The sequence below is a fragment of the Halomonas sp. C22 genome (assembly GCF_007655045.1).
GTDB lineage: Bacteria > Pseudomonadota > Gammaproteobacteria > Pseudomonadales > Halomonadaceae > Vreelandella > Vreelandella hamiltonii.
This window is the reverse complement of record NZ_VBVC01000008.1, coordinates 1-18,422: the sequence shown is the minus strand read 5'-3', so window position 1 is coordinate 18,422 and position 18,422 is coordinate 1. Positions and strand designations below refer to the sequence as shown.

Genomic DNA, 18,422 nt, shown 5'->3' with positions numbered 1-18,422 from the left:
CCGCTAGACGTTGGCGGCTGTCATCTGCTACCAATAGAGGTTTTGTTCGCACCCGCCAGGGTCACGCCATTTTTCCGGGATATCAGCATGCTCGAAGCAACCGTCAAAAAGATTCTCCAGGCCCGTGTCTACGAAGCGGCCTGCGAGACGCCTATTTCCCCCGCTCCCTTTTTGTCGCGTCGTTTCAACAACCAGATTTTGATCAAGCGCGAAGACTTGCAGCCGGTGTTTTCGTTCAAGATCCGCGGGGCCTACAACAAGATGGCCCAGCTCACGGAAGAACAGAAAGCCAAAGGGGTGATTGCTGCCTCGGCGGGCAACCATGCACAGGGCTTGGCCATGGCGGCCAAATTGATGGGCGTGAAGGCCGTCATCGTGATGCCTCGCATCACGCCGGATATCAAAGTGCAGGCGGTACGTGCGCGGGGTGCAAAAGTGGTGCTGAAGGGCGACGCCTTTGCCGCCGCAGCCGAGCATGCGCAGGAGCTGATCAAGGAGCATGGCTACACCTATATTCCGCCGTTTGACGATATCGACGTCGTGGCGGGCCAGGGCACCATCGGGGTCGAGATCCTGCGCCAGCACAGCGGGCGGCTGGATGCGATTTTCATCCCGGTAGGCGGTGGTGGGCTGATTGCCGGGGTGGCGGCCTACGTGAAATACCTGCGTCCTGACATCAAGATCATTGGCGTCGAGGCCGAGGATAGTGCTTGCTTGAAAGCGGCTCTGGAGGCCGGAGAGCGCGTCGTGCTGGAGCAGGTGGGCGTGTTTGCAGAAGGCGTGGCCGTGGCGCAAATTGGCGACGTGCCGTTCTCTCTGGTGCGTGACCTGATCGACGATGTCATTACCGTGAACACCGATGAGATGTGCGCGGCGGTCAAGGACATTTTTGAAGACACCCGTGCCGTGGCGGAAACGTCTGGAGCGCTGTCGTTGGCCGGCCTGAAGAAATACGTGCAGCAGACCGGTGCCGAGGGAGAAACCCTGTTGTGCATCAATTCGGGAGCCAACACCAACTTTGACCGCTTGCAGCATATTGCCGAGCGGACGGAGCTCGGTGAGCAACGTGAAGCCATTCTGGCCGTCACCATTGCTGAAAAGCCTGGCAGCTTCAAGAAGTTCTGCCGAACGCTGGGCAAACGTATGGTGACCGAATTCAGCTACCGTTATGCCGATGACAGCGAGGCCCATATCTTTGTTGGCGTGCAGGTAAAACCAGGTGGCGAAGACCGCCTGGCGGTGATCGAAAAGCTGCGCGAAGGCGGGTATCAGGTCGAGGACTTGACCGATAACGAATTGGCAAAGCTGCATATTCGCCATCTCAGTGGTGGTCGTCCCAGCGAGCACTTCGAGGAAGAGCTTTATCGTTTCGAGTTTCCGGAACGCCCAGGGGCTTTGATGAACTTCCTCACTCAACTGCCCCATGACTGGAATATTTCATTGTTCCACTACCGTAATCACGGCGCCGCTTACGGCCGTGTGCTGGTGGGCATGCAGGTGCCCAGTGAGGACCGAACCCATGTCACCGAGTACCTGGATGCCATTGGTTACCGCTATTGGCAGGAGAGCGACAATCCCGCCTATCGGCTTTTCATGGCGTAAATGAATGTAAGTGTTTGCTAACTTCGCAGACAAGGACTGCCCGCCAGGTTCGCAAGACTAAAACGTTTAATTAAGGGGTGAAAATAGTGCCAATAGCGGTTGTCACTACCCCCCTTATAGCCCTATAGTCGTCGGCGAAAATAATGAGGTGTGTCATCTTTCCAAAGGCAACCCCTTGGTGACGCACCCAGGGCTACCGGCATTTGGAAAGACGTTGGAGATTAGGCATGCGGCGAAGAAAACCTGATATGGTCATGGCGCTAACCGTGGTGTTTCTACTGGGGGTTTTGGCGACTGGCTATGCCCAGGCAATATCGGGAAGTTGATCGATGGTAGCAGGGTAGAGCGGTATCGACGTCGCGAGCCTGCAAAAGGTCAAACAAGAGGGCTGATCATGGATCAGCCCTTTTTTATGGGGCGTACCGTGGCTTGATCGCTGACCACGGCCGTGAGCGGAATATCCCAGGGCTCCAACGGTAGCCTGTCGACCTGTTGGCAAGCGTGTGCCACCCCAATCAAGGCGGGAGCCGGGCCAGGTCTGCGCATGAAGGCCAGGCTGCGGTCGTAAAACCCTCCCCCCATGCCCATGCGGTTGGCCTGCTGGTCGAACCCGACCAGCGGTACGATCAGCGTATCCAGTGCCCAGGCGGGCAGCCGATGGCCACGGTGGGCAGCAAACCGTGGGCAGGGCTCGGCAATGCCGAAACGATTCTTGACCATGGGGGTATGCTGGTCGTAACGCACGAACCATAGGCTATTGGCGCTGAAAGGGCGTAGCACAGGAAGGTAGATCGTGGTGCGTCGCTGGCGAAGCCAGTCGATCAGGGGTGTCGGGTCGATTTCGCCATGGATCGGCAGGTAGAGACTGATGCGTTTGGCGCGTCTGATTTCGGGCTGACGCCTCAGGCGATGGCAGAGTGAGCGGGCCGCCTGCTGTTGCTGTCTGGCGGTCAGCGCCTTGCGTCTACGTTTGAGTTCTCGGCGCAGGGCCTGCTTCTCATCGGGCGTCGTATGCGTCATCGCTATCAGGCCATGTTGAAGTGTTCCCCAGAATGCCGCTGTCGTTCTGGCCCTGAACCTATTGGTTCAGGTGGGTGGCCGCAGCCAGACCGTCAGGCTTTCCGACGCACGGACATGCACACGGGTCTGGCTAGCATTTGGCCCCCTGGTACTGCGTATAGGCTCGAGGGACTATAACGACTGGCGCACATTCCAGAGAACGTCCCTATCCTAACAGAGGCGCTGCCAATGCCAAAGCATCCATGCCCCGAACGGCTCTCTTTACGCGTCCGTTGGCTTGCGAGTACCTGCCAACGCTCGTTCGAGGCGCTCATTCAAGCGGCTCAGGTTGGCCTCACCCGCGCGGTGCTCGTCCAGCGCTTCCAGCAATTCATGGGTAATGTTCAAGGCGGCCATGATGGCAATGCGCTCGTTGCCCAACACGCTGCTCTGCGCGTGAATACCGTGCATGGCTCTGTCCAGGTAGCGAGCTGCGCGCTCCAGCTGCACCTCCTGACCGCTATCGCAGGCAATGACATAGCTGCGCCCCAATAGGGTGATCTCTTTCGTTGGCCGCTTGGCGGTACTCATCATTGACTCCAGCACGGGCCAGTCAGGGCCCCAATGCGTTAACATCACATAAATAGGATGGATAGACGATATTCACTATAAGAGAGCCGCTCGTACGGGGTCAACGCACGTACCGGCCGCGCTCTGCGCAGAATCTTACTCTGACTTTTGCTAAAGCGAGCACAAAACATGTCATTGATTGACGAGCGCCAGGATTTTTCTGACGTGGCGGATGTATTTTTATTGCACGGGAGCATGCAGTCTCCCGCTTTTCTGGATGGGCGCCTGTGTGGCCTGCTGGCGCTGCGTGACGTGAGCGCCGAAGGGTGGCTGGAAGAGGTCTGCCTGGGGCTTGGTGTCGAGCAACCCCGAGATCAGGCAAGCGCAGAGCGACTGTTGGGCTGGCGACGTCAGACGCTGGAAGCCTTGAGCGCCAGCGATATGAACTACGCGCCGCTGCTGCCGGATGAGCTGTTTTCGCTTGCCGAACAGGCCCAAGGGCTCAAGGAGTGGACGTTGGGCTTCATGGAAGTCGTCGAAGAAGTGGCCGATGACACGCTGCGAGAGCGCTGGTCGCAGACCCTGCGTGAGGCCATCGAAGACCTGGCGGGGCTGAGTCAGATCGAAACCGATATCGACGATAGCCCGGACAACGAGAACGATCTGTTTGCCCTGACCGAGCACGCACGGATGGCGGCCATGCTGCTGTATACCGAGCAGCACCCGGGCCAGCCCCAGGTCGAGCAGGTCGACGCCCCCGTCCACTGATATCTGACTGTTCTTCAGGATATGCAAGGAGCCACTATGTTGCCTGAGCTATTGCCGCGCCCCGCGCCCATTGGGCCCGACGAGTACCGCCAGCGGCGTGAGGCGCTGATGGCCCAGCTGCCGCCGAACGCGGCCATGCTGATCCCCGGTGCGTCGCTGGTGACGCGCTCCCACGATAGCGAATACCGCTTCCGACAGCAGAGCGACTTTTACTACCTCACGGGCCTGCAAGAGCCCGACGGCCTGCTGGTGCTGCTGCCTGGGCGTGCCGAAGGTAGCAGCGTGGTGTTCTGCCTGGACCGGGACCCCACGCTGGAGGCCTGGACGGGCCGACGGTTGGGGGCGGGCGGGGTGGAACAGCAGTTGGGGATCGACCAGGCCTTCGAGAACGCCCAGCGCGATGTGCAACTGGCAGCGCTGCTCGATGGCCGCGAACTGCTCTACGCGCCGCTGGACAATCCCGAAGCGACCAGCCTGCTGGAAGAGGCGCTGGCCCAGGCTCAGGCGGGCGTGCGCCGAGGCAAGCCTGCCTTGAAAGGCTGGCTGGATTGCCGTCCACTCATCCATGAGATGCGGCTGTTCAAGAGTCCGGCCGAAATCGCCCTGCTGCGCCACGCGGCGGCCATTTCTGCTCAGGCCCATGTGCGTGCCATGCACACCTGCCGGGCAGGGCTGCATGAGTATCAGCTTCAGGCCGAGCTGGAGCATGCATTCATGTGGCAAGGGGCCAGTGGTCCCGCTTATAGCACCATCGTGGGCGGCGGCGCCAACGCCTGTGTGCTGCACTATATTGAAAACAGCGATGCGCTGGAGGCAGGGGCGCTGGTGCTGATCGATGCGGGCGCCGAGTTCGATCTCTACGCTGGCGACATCACCCGCACTTTCCCGGTCTCCGGTCGCTTCAGCGATGCCCAGCGAGCGCTCTACCAGGTGGTGCTGGAGGCTCAGGAGCGCGCTGTGAACGCCGTCGCTCCGGGCGCTACCTTGGCCGATATTCATCAAGGGGTCGTGCACGATTTGACCAAGGGCCTCATCGACTTGGGGCTTTTGGAAGGCGAGGTGCAGGCACGTATCGATGACGAGAGCTATCGACGCTTTTATCTGCACTCTACGTCGCACTGGCTGGGTCTGGACGTCCACGATGTGGGGACCTATCGACTCGATGAAAACACGCCCAGGCCGCTGGCACCGGGCATGGTACTGACCATTGAGCCCGGCCTGTATATCCCTTGTGATGACGATATTCCTACGGCTTACCGTGGGATCGGTATTCGTATCGAAGACAACGTGGTGGTCACTGCCCTTGGGGGAGAGGTGATCACCGGCGGAGTTCCCAAGCAGGTCGAGGCCATTGAACGATTGATGGCTAAATAGTGACCAGTCGACAAAGTTGATGAAGTCCTTATGTAAATTACGTTATGGGTTACGATGATTCTCGTGGGCTGAACAGCCAAGCCAGGAGAGGTGAATGCAGGTGTCCGCAGCGGTAACAGAAGCTTCCAGTGAGCGGCCTGCCACTCACGATATCGTGATCGTGGGTGGTGGCTTGGTAGGCGCCAGCCTGGGGTGCGCCCTCGCACCTCTGATAGAGCGTTTTGGTTGGCGCGTGGCCATCATCGAGGCCAAGGCACTGCCCGACACGAGCGACCAGGCCACCTGGCAGCCCAGCTTCGATGCGCGTGCCAGCGCCATTGCCGAGGGTTCCGCCCAGCGCTTTCGCCAACTGGGCGTGTGGCAGGAGATGCAGGCCGAGGCCTCGCCCATCCAGCGCATTCATATCAGCGAGCGTGGACGTTTGGGGGCGACGCGCCTGAGCGCGGAAGAGCTGGGCGTCGAGGCGCTGGGGCATGTGATTCCCAACGCCTGGATGGGGCAGGTGCTGCACCGTCGATTGCAGCAACTCCCCATCGAGTGGCACTGCCCCGCCTCGGTCACGTCGCTGACCCCGCAGGCAGGGGGGCAGCATCATCTTCGCCTGTCGAATGGCAGTGAACTGACTGCCACGCTGACGTTACTGGCCGACGGAGGCCGCTCGGGCTTGAAAGAGCAGTTGGGCATTCAAAGCCGTCGTCACTCTTATGAACAAACCGCCGTGATTGCCCATGTGGGGGTCAGTCAGCCGCACCACGGGGTCGCCTACGAGCGCTTCACCGCAGACGGCCCCATTGCGCTGTTGCCCTTGCCCGGTCAGGCCATGGAGCTGGTCTGGACACACCCCAGCGGGGGTGAGCAGGCGCGCATGGCGCTGTCTGAGCAGGCGTTCTTGAGCCAGCTGCAGCAAGCGTTCGGCGACCGGGTAGGCCGCTTCAATCGGCTGGGGCAGCGTTATTGCTATCCGCTTTCGCTGGTGACTGCCGAAGAGCCGGTAAGGCCGGGGCTAGCGGTGCTTGGCAATGCTGCGCACGCGCTGCACCCCGTGGCTGGGCAGGGCTTCAATCTTGCACTGCGCTCCGTGATGGATCTGGTCGAGGCGCTGGCCCAGGCTGCCCAACACCAGCAGCCCTTGGGCAGTCTGGCAACCCTGGCGGCTTTCGAGCGTCGTCGTGCCCATGACCGTGCCAACGTCATCCGTTTCAGTGATGGCCTGGTGCGGCTGTTCGGTGCTTCGCTGCCACTGCTGCCCCATGCCCGTGGTGCCGGATTGATCGGCCTGAACCTGGTGGGGCCGCTGCGCCGGGGGTTGGCACGGCGAGCCATGGGGCTAGAACGATAGCGCTGGGACGATAGCGCGCACCACTGGCGCTGACACATTAAGGATTGGCTATGACGATTCAAGCAGAACAGGGAACCACGGTCACGCGTTTCGATGCGGTGGTGGTGGGGGCCGGCATGGTCGGGGCCAGCGTGGCAGGGTTGCTGGCCAAGGCTGGTATGCAGGTCGCGCTGGTCGAGGCCCGTGAGAAGCCTCTGCAGTTGGAAGGGGTGGCCCAGGCGCTACCGGCGCCCCGTGTCAGCGCCCTGACGCCGGTGTCACAGCGGCTGTTGAACCATCTGGGCGCCTGGCCTGCCATGGCGGCGAGGCGTATCACTCCTTACCGTTACATGCAGGTATGGGACGCCGAGGGCAGTGGCAACATCCACTTTTCGGCGGACGAGGCGGGCACCGCCGTGCTGGGGCATATCGTCGAGAACGACGTGACCCTGGCCGCACTCAATGCACAGCTGGCCAACCTGCCGACGTTGACCCGGCTGAATGGCGTGCGCGTCTCCGCGCTGCAGACCAGTTCCAAAGGGCGCTGGCTGGTATTGGAGGATGGCCGCCAGCTGGAAACCCCGCTGCTGGTGGCGGCCGATGGTGCGCGCTCTGTGCTGCGCGAACTGGCGGGCATCGAGGTGGCAGAGGAGTCCATGGGCCAGGAAGCGGTGGTCACCACCGTGCGCTGTGAGCACGCCCATGGAGCGACGGCCCGTCAGGCCTTCGTAAGCGGCAGCCCGCTGGCTTTCCTGCCGTTGACCGTGGACGGCGATGATCGGCTGTGCTCGATTGTGTGGTCCGTGCCACCCGAGCAGGCGGCCCGGCTTGAGTCGCTGGCACCGCAAGCGCTGGGAGAGGACTTGGGTCGCGCCTTCGATCACCGTCTGGGGGCTGTCACGGTGCTTGATCGAGCCTATCGCTTTGCGCTGGTACAACGCCACGCCCGCCGCTATGTGCAGGAGCACTTTGCCCTGGTGGGGGATGCGGCGCACAGCATTCACCCCTTGGCGGGGCAAGGGGTGAACCTTGGGCTGATGGATGCGGCGGTGTTGGCGGAAGAAGTGGTTGCTGCCTGGCGGCGTGGCTCGCCCTGGGGCAGCCTGACCATCCTGTCGCGCTACGAACGCCGCCGTCGTCCCGACAATACGGCCATGCTGGCCCTGATGAAGGGCTTCAAGGGGCTGTTTGGCAGTCAGCAGCCGGGCCTGACCCTGCTGCGTAATGTCGGCATGAGAGGCATGAACCAGTGGGTGCCACTCAAGCGGCTCATCATGCGGCAGGCCACCGGTGAAAGAGGTCGCCTGCCGAGCACGTGCCGTTAGCGGCGCCGGTCGACAACATTGAGCGCTTTCAACAGGTTGAGCGCTTCGCTGAGCTGATAGTCGTCGCGCAACCGCTGCGACATGGCAGCGCGCTCGCGAGGCTGGTTCTGACTGCCCAGATGCCCTTCCAGGTCGGCTTCGCGCAGTTCACGGCGGCTTTCGGCCACTTCCAGGCGGCCACGCACCACTTCCACGTCCGGCTCGATGCCCTGGGCCTGGATGGAGCGGCCATTGGGCGTGTAGTACAGCGCCGTGGTCAGCTTCAGCCCTTCGCCATTGCCTAGCGGCATGATCTGCTGCACCGACCCTTTGCCAAAGCTTTCGGTGCCCATGATGACTCCACGGCGCTGGTCCTGAAGCGCACCCGCCACGATCTCTGCGGCGGAGGCGCTGCCGCTGTTGATCAGCACCACGAGCGGTACATCACGCGCAGGCGTATCGGGCGATGCCGAAAAGGACATCTCGGTATCCGACAGGCGACCTTCGGTATACACGATCAGCCCGCTATCCAGGAAGAGATCGGCCACGCCCACCGCCGCCTGCAGTACCCCGCCAGGGTTGTTACGTAAATCCAGAATCAGGCCTTCGAGCGGCTGTTCGCGTGCCATGCGCTCGAGGGCGCGGCGTGCCTGCTCCGGCGTGCGTGATTGGAACTGGCTGATACGTAAATAGCCGTAGCCAGGCTCCAGGGTTTCATGGCGCACGCTTTCGCTACGGATGATTTCACGGGTCAGCGTAAGGTCTCGTGGGGTATCTTCGCCCGCGCGCAGAATGGACAGCCGCAGCTGGCTGCCCGGCTCGCCCCGCATCAGGTTGACGGCTTCCTGCAAGGAGAGGTTATCGGTGGGTGTGCCATCGATGGCGATGATGATGTCCCGCGACAGCAGGCCCGCGCGGGAGGCCGGTGTATCGTCGATGGGAGTGATCACCATGAGTTGACCATTCTCGGTGCCGACTTCGATGCCGATGCCGCCGAACTCGCCCTGGGTGGACTCGCGAAGGCTCTGGTACTCGTTGGCATCCAGGTAGGCCGAGTGAGGGTCCAGCTCGCTGAGCATGCCACGCATGGCATTGCGCAGCAGCGTGCGATCATCCACTTCCTCGACATAGGCCCGTTTGATGCGTTCGAACACCTCGGCGAAGGTCTGGATCTCTTCCAGCGGAAGGTCGTCGGCGACGCTATTGGTCGTTTGAGCCGCCAAGGGTAAGGGAGCTGCCAGCAGCGCGAGCGGAAGCAGGGTCGCCAAGAAACGCTTGGCAGGGGCCGATACCTCGGTTACAGATAGCGTCATGCGTACTCCGCAAGGCGAAAGGCAGCGCCGCAGGGCGCCGCAGGGGTTGAGACGATTGGCGCGACACCTTCATGGATGCCGCTGCTATCAGCTTATCCCGTCAACGTCGTGCAATCCAACGTTGCGGGTTAATTGGTGCGCCCCCTCGCCGCACTTCGAAATAGAGCGCGGACGAAGGCTGCCCTCCGCTGTTGCCCACTCGGCCGATGCGGTCGCCTCGGTTCACTTGCTGGCCCGGGCGGGCATCGAACTGCTGAAGATGGGCATACAGGGTCATGATCTGATCACCATGATCGATGATCATCAGGTTGCCGAACCCCCGCATCCAGTCCGCAAAGACCACCCGCCCAGAGTGGACGGCCGTGACCGCCGTGCCGGCGCCCGCTTGAATCACGATACCGTTGTAATGCACGCCCTGACGGCGTTGGAAGCTGGCCGTGATGGCGCCCTGTACTGGCCAGGGCAGGTCGCCCTGGGTGCGGGTGATGTTGGTGGAGGGCGTCGGCTCGGCCAGTCGGGCAAGCTCGGCCTGGATGGCGCGTAGCTGCTGTTCGGCCTGCTCGCGGCTCTGGCTGAGATCGGCCAGACGGTCGGCTTCGCTCTCGTAACGGTCATCCAGCGTGGTCACGACGCTGCGCCGCTCCTCCGTGCGGCGGGCCAGCAGCGCACTCTGTGCTTCCAGCTCGTCCGCCAGGGTATCCAGCCGGGTCTGGCGCTCGGCCAGCGCCCGCTCGGTATCCACCAGCGCGGTATCCAGGCGGGCAATGTCGCCCAGGCGACGTTGCCGCGCCTGCGTCAAGCGGTTCAAGTAGGCCTGCATGCGGTCCAGCTCGGCGGGGTTGCTCTGGTTCAACAGCAGCTTGAGCTGAGGGGTGGGCCCCAGCCGGTAGAGGGCCGCCAGCTGCTGGCCCAGCGCTGCGTATTGCGCCGCTCGTTCCTGCTCGAGCCGCTCACGGTGCTGGCGCAGTTGCTCGCTCTCTTCGTTCAGTTGGCGGCGTTCCCCCTGCAGCTGGTCCAGACGCTGGTGCGTTTGGGCCAGCTCCGTCTCGACGGCACGCAGAGCCTGTTGGGCGCTGTCACGGGCCTGGTCCGTCACGCCCAACTGCTGGGTCATGGCATCGATTTGCTGGCCCAGCGCATCCAGCTGCTGCTGGGCGGCACGCTCATCCTGCGCGACGGCAGCGGGCGTGCCCAGCATCAGCAGCGCCAGCAAGGGCAGCCGTTGCCACGATGGCATTAGGCGAAGCGCAGCAGTGACTGGCCCGTCATCGCGTCTGGCTGTGGCTGATGCATCATCGCCAGCAGCGTGGGTGCCAAATCGCACAGACGGCCGTCCGACAGCTGAGCCTCGCGCTCACCGACGTAGATCAGCGGTACCACGAAGGTGGTGTGAGCGGTTTGCGGCTCGCCGGTCACCGGGTGCACCATCTGTTCGGCATTGCCGTGGTCGGCGGTGATCAGGCAGGCGCCACCGGCCCGCTCGATGGCCTCCACGACCCGCCCAACGCAGGTGTCGACGGTTTCAATGGCCTTGACGGCGGCGGCAAAATCCCCCGTGTGACCGACCATGTCGCCGTTGGCGTAGTTGCACACCATCAGGTCGAAGCGGCCGCTGTCGATGGCGTCCACCAGCTTGTCGGTGATGTCGAACGCGCTCATTTCCGGCTTTTCGTCGTAGGTTTTCACATCACGAGGCGACGGCACCAGGATACGTTCTTCGCCGTCATACTCGGCTTCGTTACCCCCCGAGAAAAAGAACGTCACATGAGGGTACTTCTCGGTTTCGGCGATGCGCAGCTGGGTCAGGCCGCGCTTGGACACCACTTCGCCCAGCGTATCGGTGAGGTCGGTGGGGGGGAACGCCGCCGGAGCGGCAATGTCGGCGGCGTACTGGGTCATCATCACCAGGCCGTCACCCGCCAGGGCAGGCCGGGTCTGGCGCTGGAAACCGGTAAAATCTGCATCGGTGAAGGCGCGGGTCAGTTCGCGGGCCCGGTCAGAGCGGAAGTTCAGAAAAATCGCCGCGTCGCCATCTTGTAACGTCATGGCGCTACCGTTGACGGGAACGCTGGTGGCCGCCACGAACTCGTCGGTTTCACCACGCGCGTAGGCATCCCGCAGGCCGCTTTCAGCGCTGGTGGCGGTATGCTCGGCGTGCCCTTCAGTGAGCAGGCGGTAGGCCTGCTCGACCCGCTCCCAGCGGTTGTCTCTGTCCATGGCGAAGAAGCGGCCAATGATGGAGGCCACGAAGCCGTTGTCGGCACCGACCAGTTCGGCAAGCCGGGCATTGGCGCGCTCGATGGAGGCCAGCGCGCTTTGCGGGGGCATATCGCGGCCATCCAGGAAGGCGTGCACGTAGATTCGCTGAGCGCCGCGCCGTGCTGCCAGTTCCGCGACGGCAATGAAGTGGTCTTCATGGCTGTGTACGCCTCCAGGGGAGAGCAGGCCCAGCAAATGTACCGCGTTGCCGTTGGCCACGGCGTCGTCGATAGGTTTGGTCAGCACGCCATTGGTATCCAGGTCGCCATCCTCGATGGCCTTGGTGATTCGCGTGAAGTCCTGGTACACGATGCGCCCAGCTCCCAGGTTCATGTGGCCCACTTCCGAGTTGCCCATCTGCCCATCGGGCAGCCCCACATGGCGGCCATCGGTGTGTACGAAGGCGTGGGGGCGTTTGGCCCACAGAGCATCCATGTTCGGGGTATGGGCGGCAGCCACGGCGTTATGTGCGCTATCGGGGTTGTGGCCATAGCCGTCCAGGATGATCAGGGCGACGGGGCGTGGTGCAGATGATGCCATGAGAAACCTCGTTATATGGGTCAGCCAAGCAACGAAAAGTGCTGTTTGAAACGCTGGCAATGGCCATTCAGCCAGTTTTCAGACAGTACCTGAGAAACAGGGTCGCGGCGGGCGCGTGCTTGGGGCATCATAACGCAGGCAGCCGCTGGGCGTCATGGCCTGCGCGGTATGCCCTGTGACGTGTATACTTGTCGCGTTTCTGATGGCGGCCAGGCCGCTTTTTTCTGCATAGACCAAGAGATTGTGTTCGCGATGATCGATCAGCTGTTCGAATTCGTAATGAACCACCCCCTGTTGGTGGGGGCATTTTTGCTGGTGCTCACGGCGTGGATTGTTTACGAAACGCGTAGCGCTGCCTCGAATGCCGTGTCCTCTAGCCAGGCCACCCAGCTCATCAACCGCGAAGATGCGGTGGTGGTGGACATTCGTGAAAGCAAAGACTTCAAGGCGGGGCATATCGCCGGTGCACGCAACATTCCGCAGAGCAGCCTCGATAGCCGCATGAACGAGCTGGAGAAAGTCAAAAGCCAGCCGATCATCGTGGTGTGCAAGCATGGCCAAAGCTCGGGTGCCGCACAAGCCAAGCTGGTCAAGGCGGGCTTCGAGCGGGCCACGAAGTTGCGTGGTGGCATGATGCAGTGGCAGGCCGATGGCCTTCCCGTAGTGAAGAAGTAAACGACGAAAGCGGCCTCTGGGCCGCACGCTTTTTTATTGAATGAATAACGAGGAGTCTCCCATGGCGGAAGATAACAACACCCCGCAGGCCGGTGCCGCTGAAGGCGAAAAGCCGCAGCTGAAATTCTCTTTGCAGCGTATTTACGTGAAAGACATTTCCTTCGAAGCGCCGAACTCTCCTTCCGTGTTCAAGCAGGCGTTCAAGCCCAAGGTCAATCTGGATCTGAACACTACCAGCCAGAAAGTGGCTGACGACCAGTACGAAGTCGTGGTCAAGGTCACCGCCCAGGTGAATGACAGCGAGTCCGGCACCACGTCGTTCCTGGCCGAAGTCGAGCAGGCTGGCCTGTTCCGTATTTCCGGCATCGAAGGTGCGCAGCTGGAGCAGACGTTAGGCGCCTTCTGTCCTAACCTGCTGTTTCCTTACGCCCGTGAGTGCATCGACAACCTGGTCAACCGTGGCGGCTTCCCTGCGCTGATGCTGGCGCCGGTCAACTTCGAAGCCATGTACGCCCAGCGCAAGCAGCGTGAAGCGCAGCAGGCAAGCCAGGCTGCCGAGAACACCCACTAAGCCATGCTCGAAGCGCATTCGGCAGCACACTGGCTCGCCACGCACGGCAAGATGCCGCGCCTTCATGTGCCCACCGAGCTGCGTGTCGGGGCAACCGTCACGCTGCCGGAAGGCCCTGCCAGGCACGTTACCCGCGTGCTGCGCATGGGTGAGGGCGCGGCACTGATCCTGTTCGACGGGGCGGGCCTGGAGGCAGGCGTTCGGCTGGCGGAGGTGGGGCGAAAACAGACCACCGCAACCGTCGAGTCGGTATGGCCAGGCAGCGCGGAGTCTCCGCTAGCGGTGCATCTGGGCCAGGCGATTTCCAAGGGAGATCGCATGGACTATGCCATTCAGAAAGCCGTGGAGTTGGGCGTCGCTGCCATCACCCCACTCTATACCGAGCGGGGGGATGTTCGCCTGAAAGGCGACCGAGAAGAGAAGAAGCTGGCCCATTGGCAGGCGGTGGCTGCCAGCGCCTGCGAGCAAAGTGGGCGTGCAGTGGTGCCTCCCGTATACCCGCCGCAGGGGCTGGAGGAGTGGCTGGCCGAACGGCAAGAGCCGCTGCGCCTGATGCTTCATCTGGCCACGGGCAATGGCTTTGCAAAGTCGTCTCGGCCCGCTTCGGCAGCGTTGCTGATTGGCCCCGAAGGAGGGCTCAGCGAGACCGATATCGCTGGGGCCACCGCCAGCGGCTTTACGCCGCTGACATTAGGGCCCCGTGTACTGCGTACGGAAACCGCACCGGTCGTCGCGCTGACCCTCCTGCAGCATCATTTCGGCGATTTGTAAGCGCTTACTGTCAGCCGCTGCCGCATTCTCTGTGGCAGCGGCTTTTGTATAGCAGGCTGTCAGGCCGAATACGGCCTCGCTTTGGCTAGCGTGAGCAAGGTACGCTACCGATTCTCAACCCTTCGCAAGGACACCTCCATGGCCCGTGAGTCCCATGCCTCTCCCCGTTCTGCCAGCGATGCGACTGCCCAGCTGGGAGAAGTCGCTTACTTGACCGTGACGGCAGTGAACAGTACGGGCGCCTTTCTGCGTTGGGGCCAGCCCAAGGACGTGCTGCTGCCCTATAGCGAACAGCGTTTTCGCCCGGATCCCGGCAAGCGCGTACTGGTCATGCTGTATAGCGATGACCAGGGGCGTCCCGTGGCATCCATGCGATTGGACCGCTTCCTGAGCGACGACGCCTGGGCGCTGTCGCAGGGTGATGAGGTCACGGTAGTGGTGGCCGATCGCACGGACCTGGGCATGAAAGTGGTGGTCGAGCACCGTTACTGGGGATTGATCTATCAGGACGACATGACCCAGCCGCTGCGCCGAGGGCAGACGCTGAAAGGCTATGTAAAACAGCGTCGCGAGGATGGCCGAGTCGATATCTCGCTGCTGCCGCCGGGGGCGGCACGCCTCGATGTGGTGGGTGACAAGATACTGCAAGCGCTGCGCGAAAGCGGCGGCTACTTGCCGCTGGGCGATAAAAGCGATGCCCACGCCATCAAGGCGCGTCTTGGGGTGAGCAAGAGCGCCTACAAACAAGCGATCGGGCGGCTTTACAAGCAACAGCTGATCACCCTGGCCCCCGATGCCATTCGCCTGGTGCCTGGCGCGCTCTCCGAAACCGCAGACAAATAGCCGCGGTTGGAGCCGTGCCTGCAGTACGGCATACTGAATAATGATTGTTCCTGCATGGACGGTATTTCGATGAGCCACTCAACGTTGCATCTCGGTGTCGTGATGGACCCGATCAGTGACATCGCCTACAAGAAAGACACCACCCTGGCGATGCTGTGGGCTGCCCAGGAGCGCGGCTATACCTTGCACTACATGGAGCAGGACGATCTGTTCTTGAACGCAGGGCAGGCCTACGCACGCATGCGTCCATTGACCGTGCATCGTGATCCTGCGCATTGGTACGACCTTGGCGAAGCAGTTCAGCGGCCACTGGCAGAATTGGACGCCGTGCTGATGCGCAAGGATCCGCCGGTAGATGCCGAGTTCATCAATGCGGTGCACCTGCTGGGCTTTGCCGAACGCGAGGGAGTGCTGGTGGTGAACCCCACCGCCGCCTTGCTGCAGTGTAACGAGAAGCTCTTTGCCCAGCAGTTTCCGCAATGCTGCGCGCCAACGGTCGTGGCCAGCCGTGATGACGTGCTGCGTGCCTTCCACGCCGAGCATGGCGACGTGATCTTCAAGCCGCTCGACGGCATGGGTGGCACGGGCATTTTTCATATCGGCCCTGATGGCCGCAACATTGGCGCCGTCATCGAGCAGCTGACGCTGCGCGGTCAGCGTCAGATCATGGCGCAGCGCTACTTGCCGGAAATCAAACACGGCGATACCCGTATTCTGCTGGTCGATGGCGAGCCTGTGCCCTTCGGGCTGGCGCGCATCCCCTCGGCGGGAGAGACCCGCGGCAACCTGGCCGCCGGTGGGCGTGGCGTGAGTCGCGAGCTGACCGAGCGTGATCACTGGCTGATCCAGCAGGTACAGCCGCTGATCCGTGAGAAAGGGCTGATGTTCGTGGGTCTGGATGTCATCGGTGACTACATCACCGAGATCAACGTGACCAGCCCCACCTGCGTGCGGGAAATCGACGATCAGCGTGGCACCGACATCGCCGGCATGCTGCTGGACGCCATCGAGCGTCGCCTTGCTTCCGCCCAATAACGCCCGACTTGCTGATTCAGCGGCAAGCCATAGGAGACGCATGCAAAGCTTAAAACACCATTTTTTAATGGCCATGCCGCATCTGGACGACCCCAACTTTGCGGGCAGCCTGGTGTACTTGTGTGACCATGACCACAATGGTTGCATGGGGGTGATTACCAACCGCCCTCTGGAAATCACGCTGGATGCGCTGTTCGAACAGCTCTCCTTGGGGGGCGATGAGAGCCCGCACCGCAATGCGCCTGTCTATTACGGTGGCCCCACCCATAAAGACCGTGGCTTTATCCTTCACGAAGGGGATAGCCAGGCGTGGGATTCCAGCGTCCAGGTAGAAGATGGCATTGCCCTCACCACGTCCATGGATATTCTTCAGGCGCTGGCGGATGGCACGGGGCCAGAGCACTTCCTCGTGTGCCTGGGGTGCGCGGGCTGGGAAGTAGGACAGCTGGAGGATGAGCTCAAGGACAACGCCTGGTTGACGGTGGAGGGCCAGCCAAGCGTGCTGTTCGACACCCCTCCCGCCGAGCGCTTGGCCGCTGCCGCTGGCCTGCTGGGCGTCGATCTCAACCTGATGACCCGTGACGCCGGTCACGCATGACGAAGGGGCAGTAACGCGATGGCCGACAGTGGGGAGCGCCTGATCCTGGCATTCGATTATGGAACGCGGCGCATCGGTGTGGCGGTAGGCAATGAGCTGCTCAATAGCGCCCGCGAGCTGACGCCTCTCCCTGCACGGGATGGCATTCCTGACTGGAACGTGGTGTCTCGTCTGGTTCAGGAGTGGCAGCCCGACCTGTTCGTGGTCGGGCTACCGTTGAACATGGATGGTAGCGAATCGCCCATGAGTACCCGTGCGCGCAAGTTTGGCAACCGCCTGCATGGGCGTTATGGCAAGCCGTGCGAAATGGTCGATGAGCGTGGCTCTACCCGTGAAGCCAAGCAGATCGCCCACGCATCGGGACATCGCGGCAACTATCGTCAGCAGAGCGTGGACGGCATCGCTGCCGTGCTGATTCTGGAAGGCTGGTTCGCCCACCGAGAAGGCCTTCCCGGTGGGCGAACCGCGCACTGAGCGTTTAGCTGCTCAGCCGTCTGCTCCTCAGCGGTCCAGCGTGCCAATTTGCGGCGGTACGAACCAGCGTACTGGCCGCATGTCCTGCTCGATCAGCTCGTCCACTTTCAAGAGCGTGGCAAAAATGGCCATCCGCATGGGGATGCCGTTATCTGTCTGGCGGAAGATCGCCAGGCGCGGATCGCCATTCAAATCGACGTTCAAATCATTGGCGCCTGGACGGCTATCGCGCGGTAGCGGGTGCATCACGATCGTGCTTTGGCTGCAGCGGTGATCCAGAAAATCGCGATTGACCATGAAGTCATCGGAAAGCCCCTGGAAGCTCTCGTTCATTTCATCCGTGAAGCGCTCCTTCTGGATGCGTGTCGTATAGACGACGTCCAGATCCGAGAAGTCGCTGGCCAGGGAGTCGCGCTGCTCGATGCGATGGCCCCGCGATGCCACCAGATCCACCAGATAAGACGGCATTTCCAGGCCGGGTGGGGAGACCAGCGTTATCCGCAGCGGATCATAAAGCGACAGCAGCTTGATCAGCGAATGCACCGTGCGCCCGTATTTCAAATCCCCGGTCAGTAGAATGTGGGCACCACTCAGGCGCTTGCCCAACCGCTGGAACTCCTTGTCGATGGTATAAAGGTCCAGCAGCGCCTGGCTTGGGTGCTCACCCGGACCATCACCACCGTTGATGACCGGCACATGCGTTGCGGCGGCAAACTCGGCAACCGACCCTTGATCCGGGTGGCGCATGACGATGGCATCACAGTAGCCGCTCATTACCCTGCTGGTGTCGTACAAGGATTCGCCCTTGGCCATGGACGAGAAGGTAAAGCCCGTGGTGTCACAGACACTGCCTCCCAGACGGCAGAAAGCCGCATTGAAACTCACCCGCGTCCGCGTACTGGCTTCGAAGAACAGGTTGCCCAGTACCGCACCTTCCAGCACTCGCGTGACCTGACGGCGACTGGCAATCGGCTCCATGCGTGCGGCCACCCGTAACAGGTGATCAACGCTTTCGCGATTTAATGAATCGACGGTTAACAAGTGCTGGCTCATCGAAGACCTCATATCCGTAGGTGCAATAGATGTGGCGAATGTTGCGGAGTGCCAAGTGTAACCGCCAAACAGTAAGCGCCGAAGTGCTTTCCACGAGTTGTGTGATCGCGTGGGCGACTTTTTTTGACTATTTGGTAAATACCCCTTGCCAACCCGGCAGCGAATCCGTAAAGTACGCATCCGCTGCCGGGGACGCCAAGCGTTACCAGCGGTGAAGAAGGTTGAAAAACCTTCGGTTTGTCAGGAAGTTAGCGTCATCTGTTGGTTGGATTGATCGCTCGCTTCACTCGCTGAAAACAGCCCTTGACAAACACCACGGAATGCGTAGAATACGCCTTCCTCGCTGAGGCAACAC

18 protein-coding genes and 1 other RNA gene are annotated in these 18,422 nt (G+C 61.8%); 12 read left to right on the top strand and 7 right to left on the bottom strand.

Translation table 11 applies throughout. The features are described from left to right. Positions 1-87 precede the first annotated feature (87 nt). Complete coding sequence (gene ilvA, locus FEU76_RS14410) at positions 88-1,602, top strand: threonine ammonia-lyase, biosynthetic (protein WP_039179180.1); 1,515 nt, start codon at positions 88-90, stop codon at positions 1,600-1,602. A 399-nt stretch (positions 1,603-2,001) separates the two neighbouring features. On the opposite strand, the gene FEU76_RS14405 is transcribed toward ilvA, so the two are convergent. From FEU76_RS14405 to FEU76_RS14395, 3 genes are all read right to left on the bottom strand, one after another. Continuing rightward, complete coding sequence (locus FEU76_RS14405; RefSeq protein ID WP_144983928.1) at positions 2,002-2,622, bottom strand: 5-formyltetrahydrofolate cyclo-ligase; 621 nt, start codon at positions 2,620-2,622, stop codon at positions 2,002-2,004. A 20-nt stretch (positions 2,623-2,642) separates the two neighbouring features. Beyond that, a non-coding RNA gene (gene ssrS / locus FEU76_RS14400) (6S RNA) lies at positions 2,643-2,824 on the bottom strand. Positions 2,825-2,883: 59 nt separating this feature from the next. Then, positions 2,884-3,192, bottom strand: coding sequence for a cell division protein ZapA (locus FEU76_RS14395; protein WP_039179187.1), 309 nt, complete (start codon positions 3,190-3,192; stop codon positions 2,884-2,886). A gap of 168 nt (positions 3,193-3,360) precedes the next feature. Between FEU76_RS14395 and FEU76_RS14390 the strand changes: the two genes are divergently transcribed. The 4 genes from FEU76_RS14390 (at position 3,361) to FEU76_RS14375 (ending at position 7,956) form a co-directional block, all read left to right on the top strand. Next, positions 3,361-3,939, top strand: coding sequence for a UPF0149 family protein (locus FEU76_RS14390; protein ID WP_081193777.1), 579 nt, complete (start codon positions 3,361-3,363; stop codon positions 3,937-3,939). A 36-nt stretch (positions 3,940-3,975) separates the two neighbouring features. After that, positions 3,976-5,313, top strand: coding sequence for a Xaa-Pro aminopeptidase (gene pepP / locus FEU76_RS14385; protein WP_144983925.1), 1,338 nt, complete (start codon positions 3,976-3,978; stop codon positions 5,311-5,313). Between the two features lie 94 nt (positions 5,314-5,407). After that, positions 5,408-6,652 (top strand): 2-octaprenyl-6-methoxyphenyl hydroxylase, encoded by a 1,245-nt coding sequence (ubiH, locus tag FEU76_RS14380; RefSeq protein WP_016915633.1) that lies wholly within the window; start codon positions 5,408-5,410, stop codon positions 6,650-6,652. 50 nt (positions 6,653-6,702) lie between these two features. Beyond that, complete coding sequence (locus tag FEU76_RS14375) at positions 6,703-7,956, top strand: UbiH/UbiF/VisC/COQ6 family ubiquinone biosynthesis hydroxylase (protein WP_144983922.1); 1,254 nt, start codon at positions 6,703-6,705, stop codon at positions 7,954-7,956. Here the strand turns inward: FEU76_RS14375 and FEU76_RS14370 are convergent. The 3 genes from FEU76_RS14370 to gpmI form a co-directional block, all read right to left on the bottom strand. Continuing rightward, positions 7,953-9,248: a S41 family peptidase gene (locus tag FEU76_RS14370; RefSeq protein WP_144983919.1), complete on the bottom strand. Its 1,296-nt coding sequence runs from the start codon at positions 9,246-9,248 to the stop codon at positions 7,953-7,955. The genes FEU76_RS14375 and FEU76_RS14370 overlap by 4 nt on opposite strands. A gap of 100 nt (positions 9,249-9,348) precedes the next feature. Beyond that, positions 9,349-10,485, bottom strand: a complete 1,137-nt coding sequence (locus FEU76_RS14365; RefSeq protein ID WP_144983916.1) for a murein hydrolase activator EnvC family protein — start codon at positions 10,483-10,485, stop codon at positions 9,349-9,351. Next, positions 10,485-12,047, bottom strand: a complete 1,563-nt coding sequence (gene gpmI / locus FEU76_RS14360; RefSeq protein WP_144983913.1) for a 2,3-bisphosphoglycerate-independent phosphoglycerate mutase — start codon at positions 12,045-12,047, stop codon at positions 10,485-10,487. The genes FEU76_RS14365 and gpmI overlap by 1 nt, the downstream gene beginning before the upstream one ends. Positions 12,048-12,299: 252 nt before the next feature. On the opposite strand from gpmI, the gene FEU76_RS14355 reads away from it, so the two are divergent. The 7 genes from FEU76_RS14355 (at position 12,300) to ruvX (ending at position 17,014) form a co-directional block, all read left to right on the top strand. Next, entirely contained in the window at positions 12,300-12,722 is a 423-nt protein-coding gene (locus tag FEU76_RS14355) for a rhodanese-like domain-containing protein (protein ID WP_016915639.1), read from the top strand. Positions 12,723-12,783: 61 nt separating this feature from the next. Continuing rightward, positions 12,784-13,293: a protein-export chaperone SecB gene (secB, locus tag FEU76_RS14350; RefSeq protein ID WP_016915640.1), complete on the top strand. Its 510-nt coding sequence runs from the start codon at positions 12,784-12,786 to the stop codon at positions 13,291-13,293. Positions 13,294-13,296: 3 nt separating this feature from the next. Continuing rightward, entirely contained in the window at positions 13,297-14,064 is a 768-nt protein-coding gene (locus FEU76_RS14345; RefSeq protein WP_144983910.1) for a 16S rRNA (uracil(1498)-N(3))-methyltransferase, read from the top strand. Positions 14,065-14,202: 138 nt separating this feature from the next. Beyond that, the gene (locus FEU76_RS14340; protein WP_039179221.1) at positions 14,203-14,907 is read left to right on the top strand and encodes a CvfB family protein; all 705 of its coding nucleotides are present in this window, start codon (positions 14,203-14,205) and stop codon (positions 14,905-14,907) included. Between the two features lie 69 nt (positions 14,908-14,976). Next, positions 14,977-15,942 carry a glutathione synthase gene (gene gshB / locus FEU76_RS14335; RefSeq protein ID WP_039179303.1) on the top strand — a complete coding sequence of 322 codons (966 nt, stop codon included), beginning with the start codon at positions 14,977-14,979 and terminating at the stop codon, positions 15,940-15,942. Between the two features lie 40 nt (positions 15,943-15,982). Further along, the gene (locus FEU76_RS14330) at positions 15,983-16,540 is read left to right on the top strand and encodes a YqgE/AlgH family protein (protein ID WP_039179223.1); all 558 of its coding nucleotides are present in this window, start codon (positions 15,983-15,985) and stop codon (positions 16,538-16,540) included. A gap of 18 nt (positions 16,541-16,558) precedes the next feature. Further along, positions 16,559-17,014 carry a Holliday junction resolvase RuvX gene (gene ruvX, locus FEU76_RS14325; protein ID WP_016915645.1) on the top strand — a complete coding sequence of 152 codons (456 nt, stop codon included), beginning with the start codon at positions 16,559-16,561 and terminating at the stop codon, positions 17,012-17,014. 27 nt (positions 17,015-17,041) lie between these two features. Here ruvX and FEU76_RS14320 read toward each other — a convergent pair whose 3' ends face one another. After that, positions 17,042-18,067 carry an aspartate carbamoyltransferase gene (locus tag FEU76_RS14320; protein WP_016915646.1) on the bottom strand — a complete coding sequence of 342 codons (1,026 nt, stop codon included), beginning with the start codon at positions 18,065-18,067 and terminating at the stop codon, positions 17,042-17,044. Between the last annotated feature and the right edge of the window lie 355 nt (positions 18,068-18,422).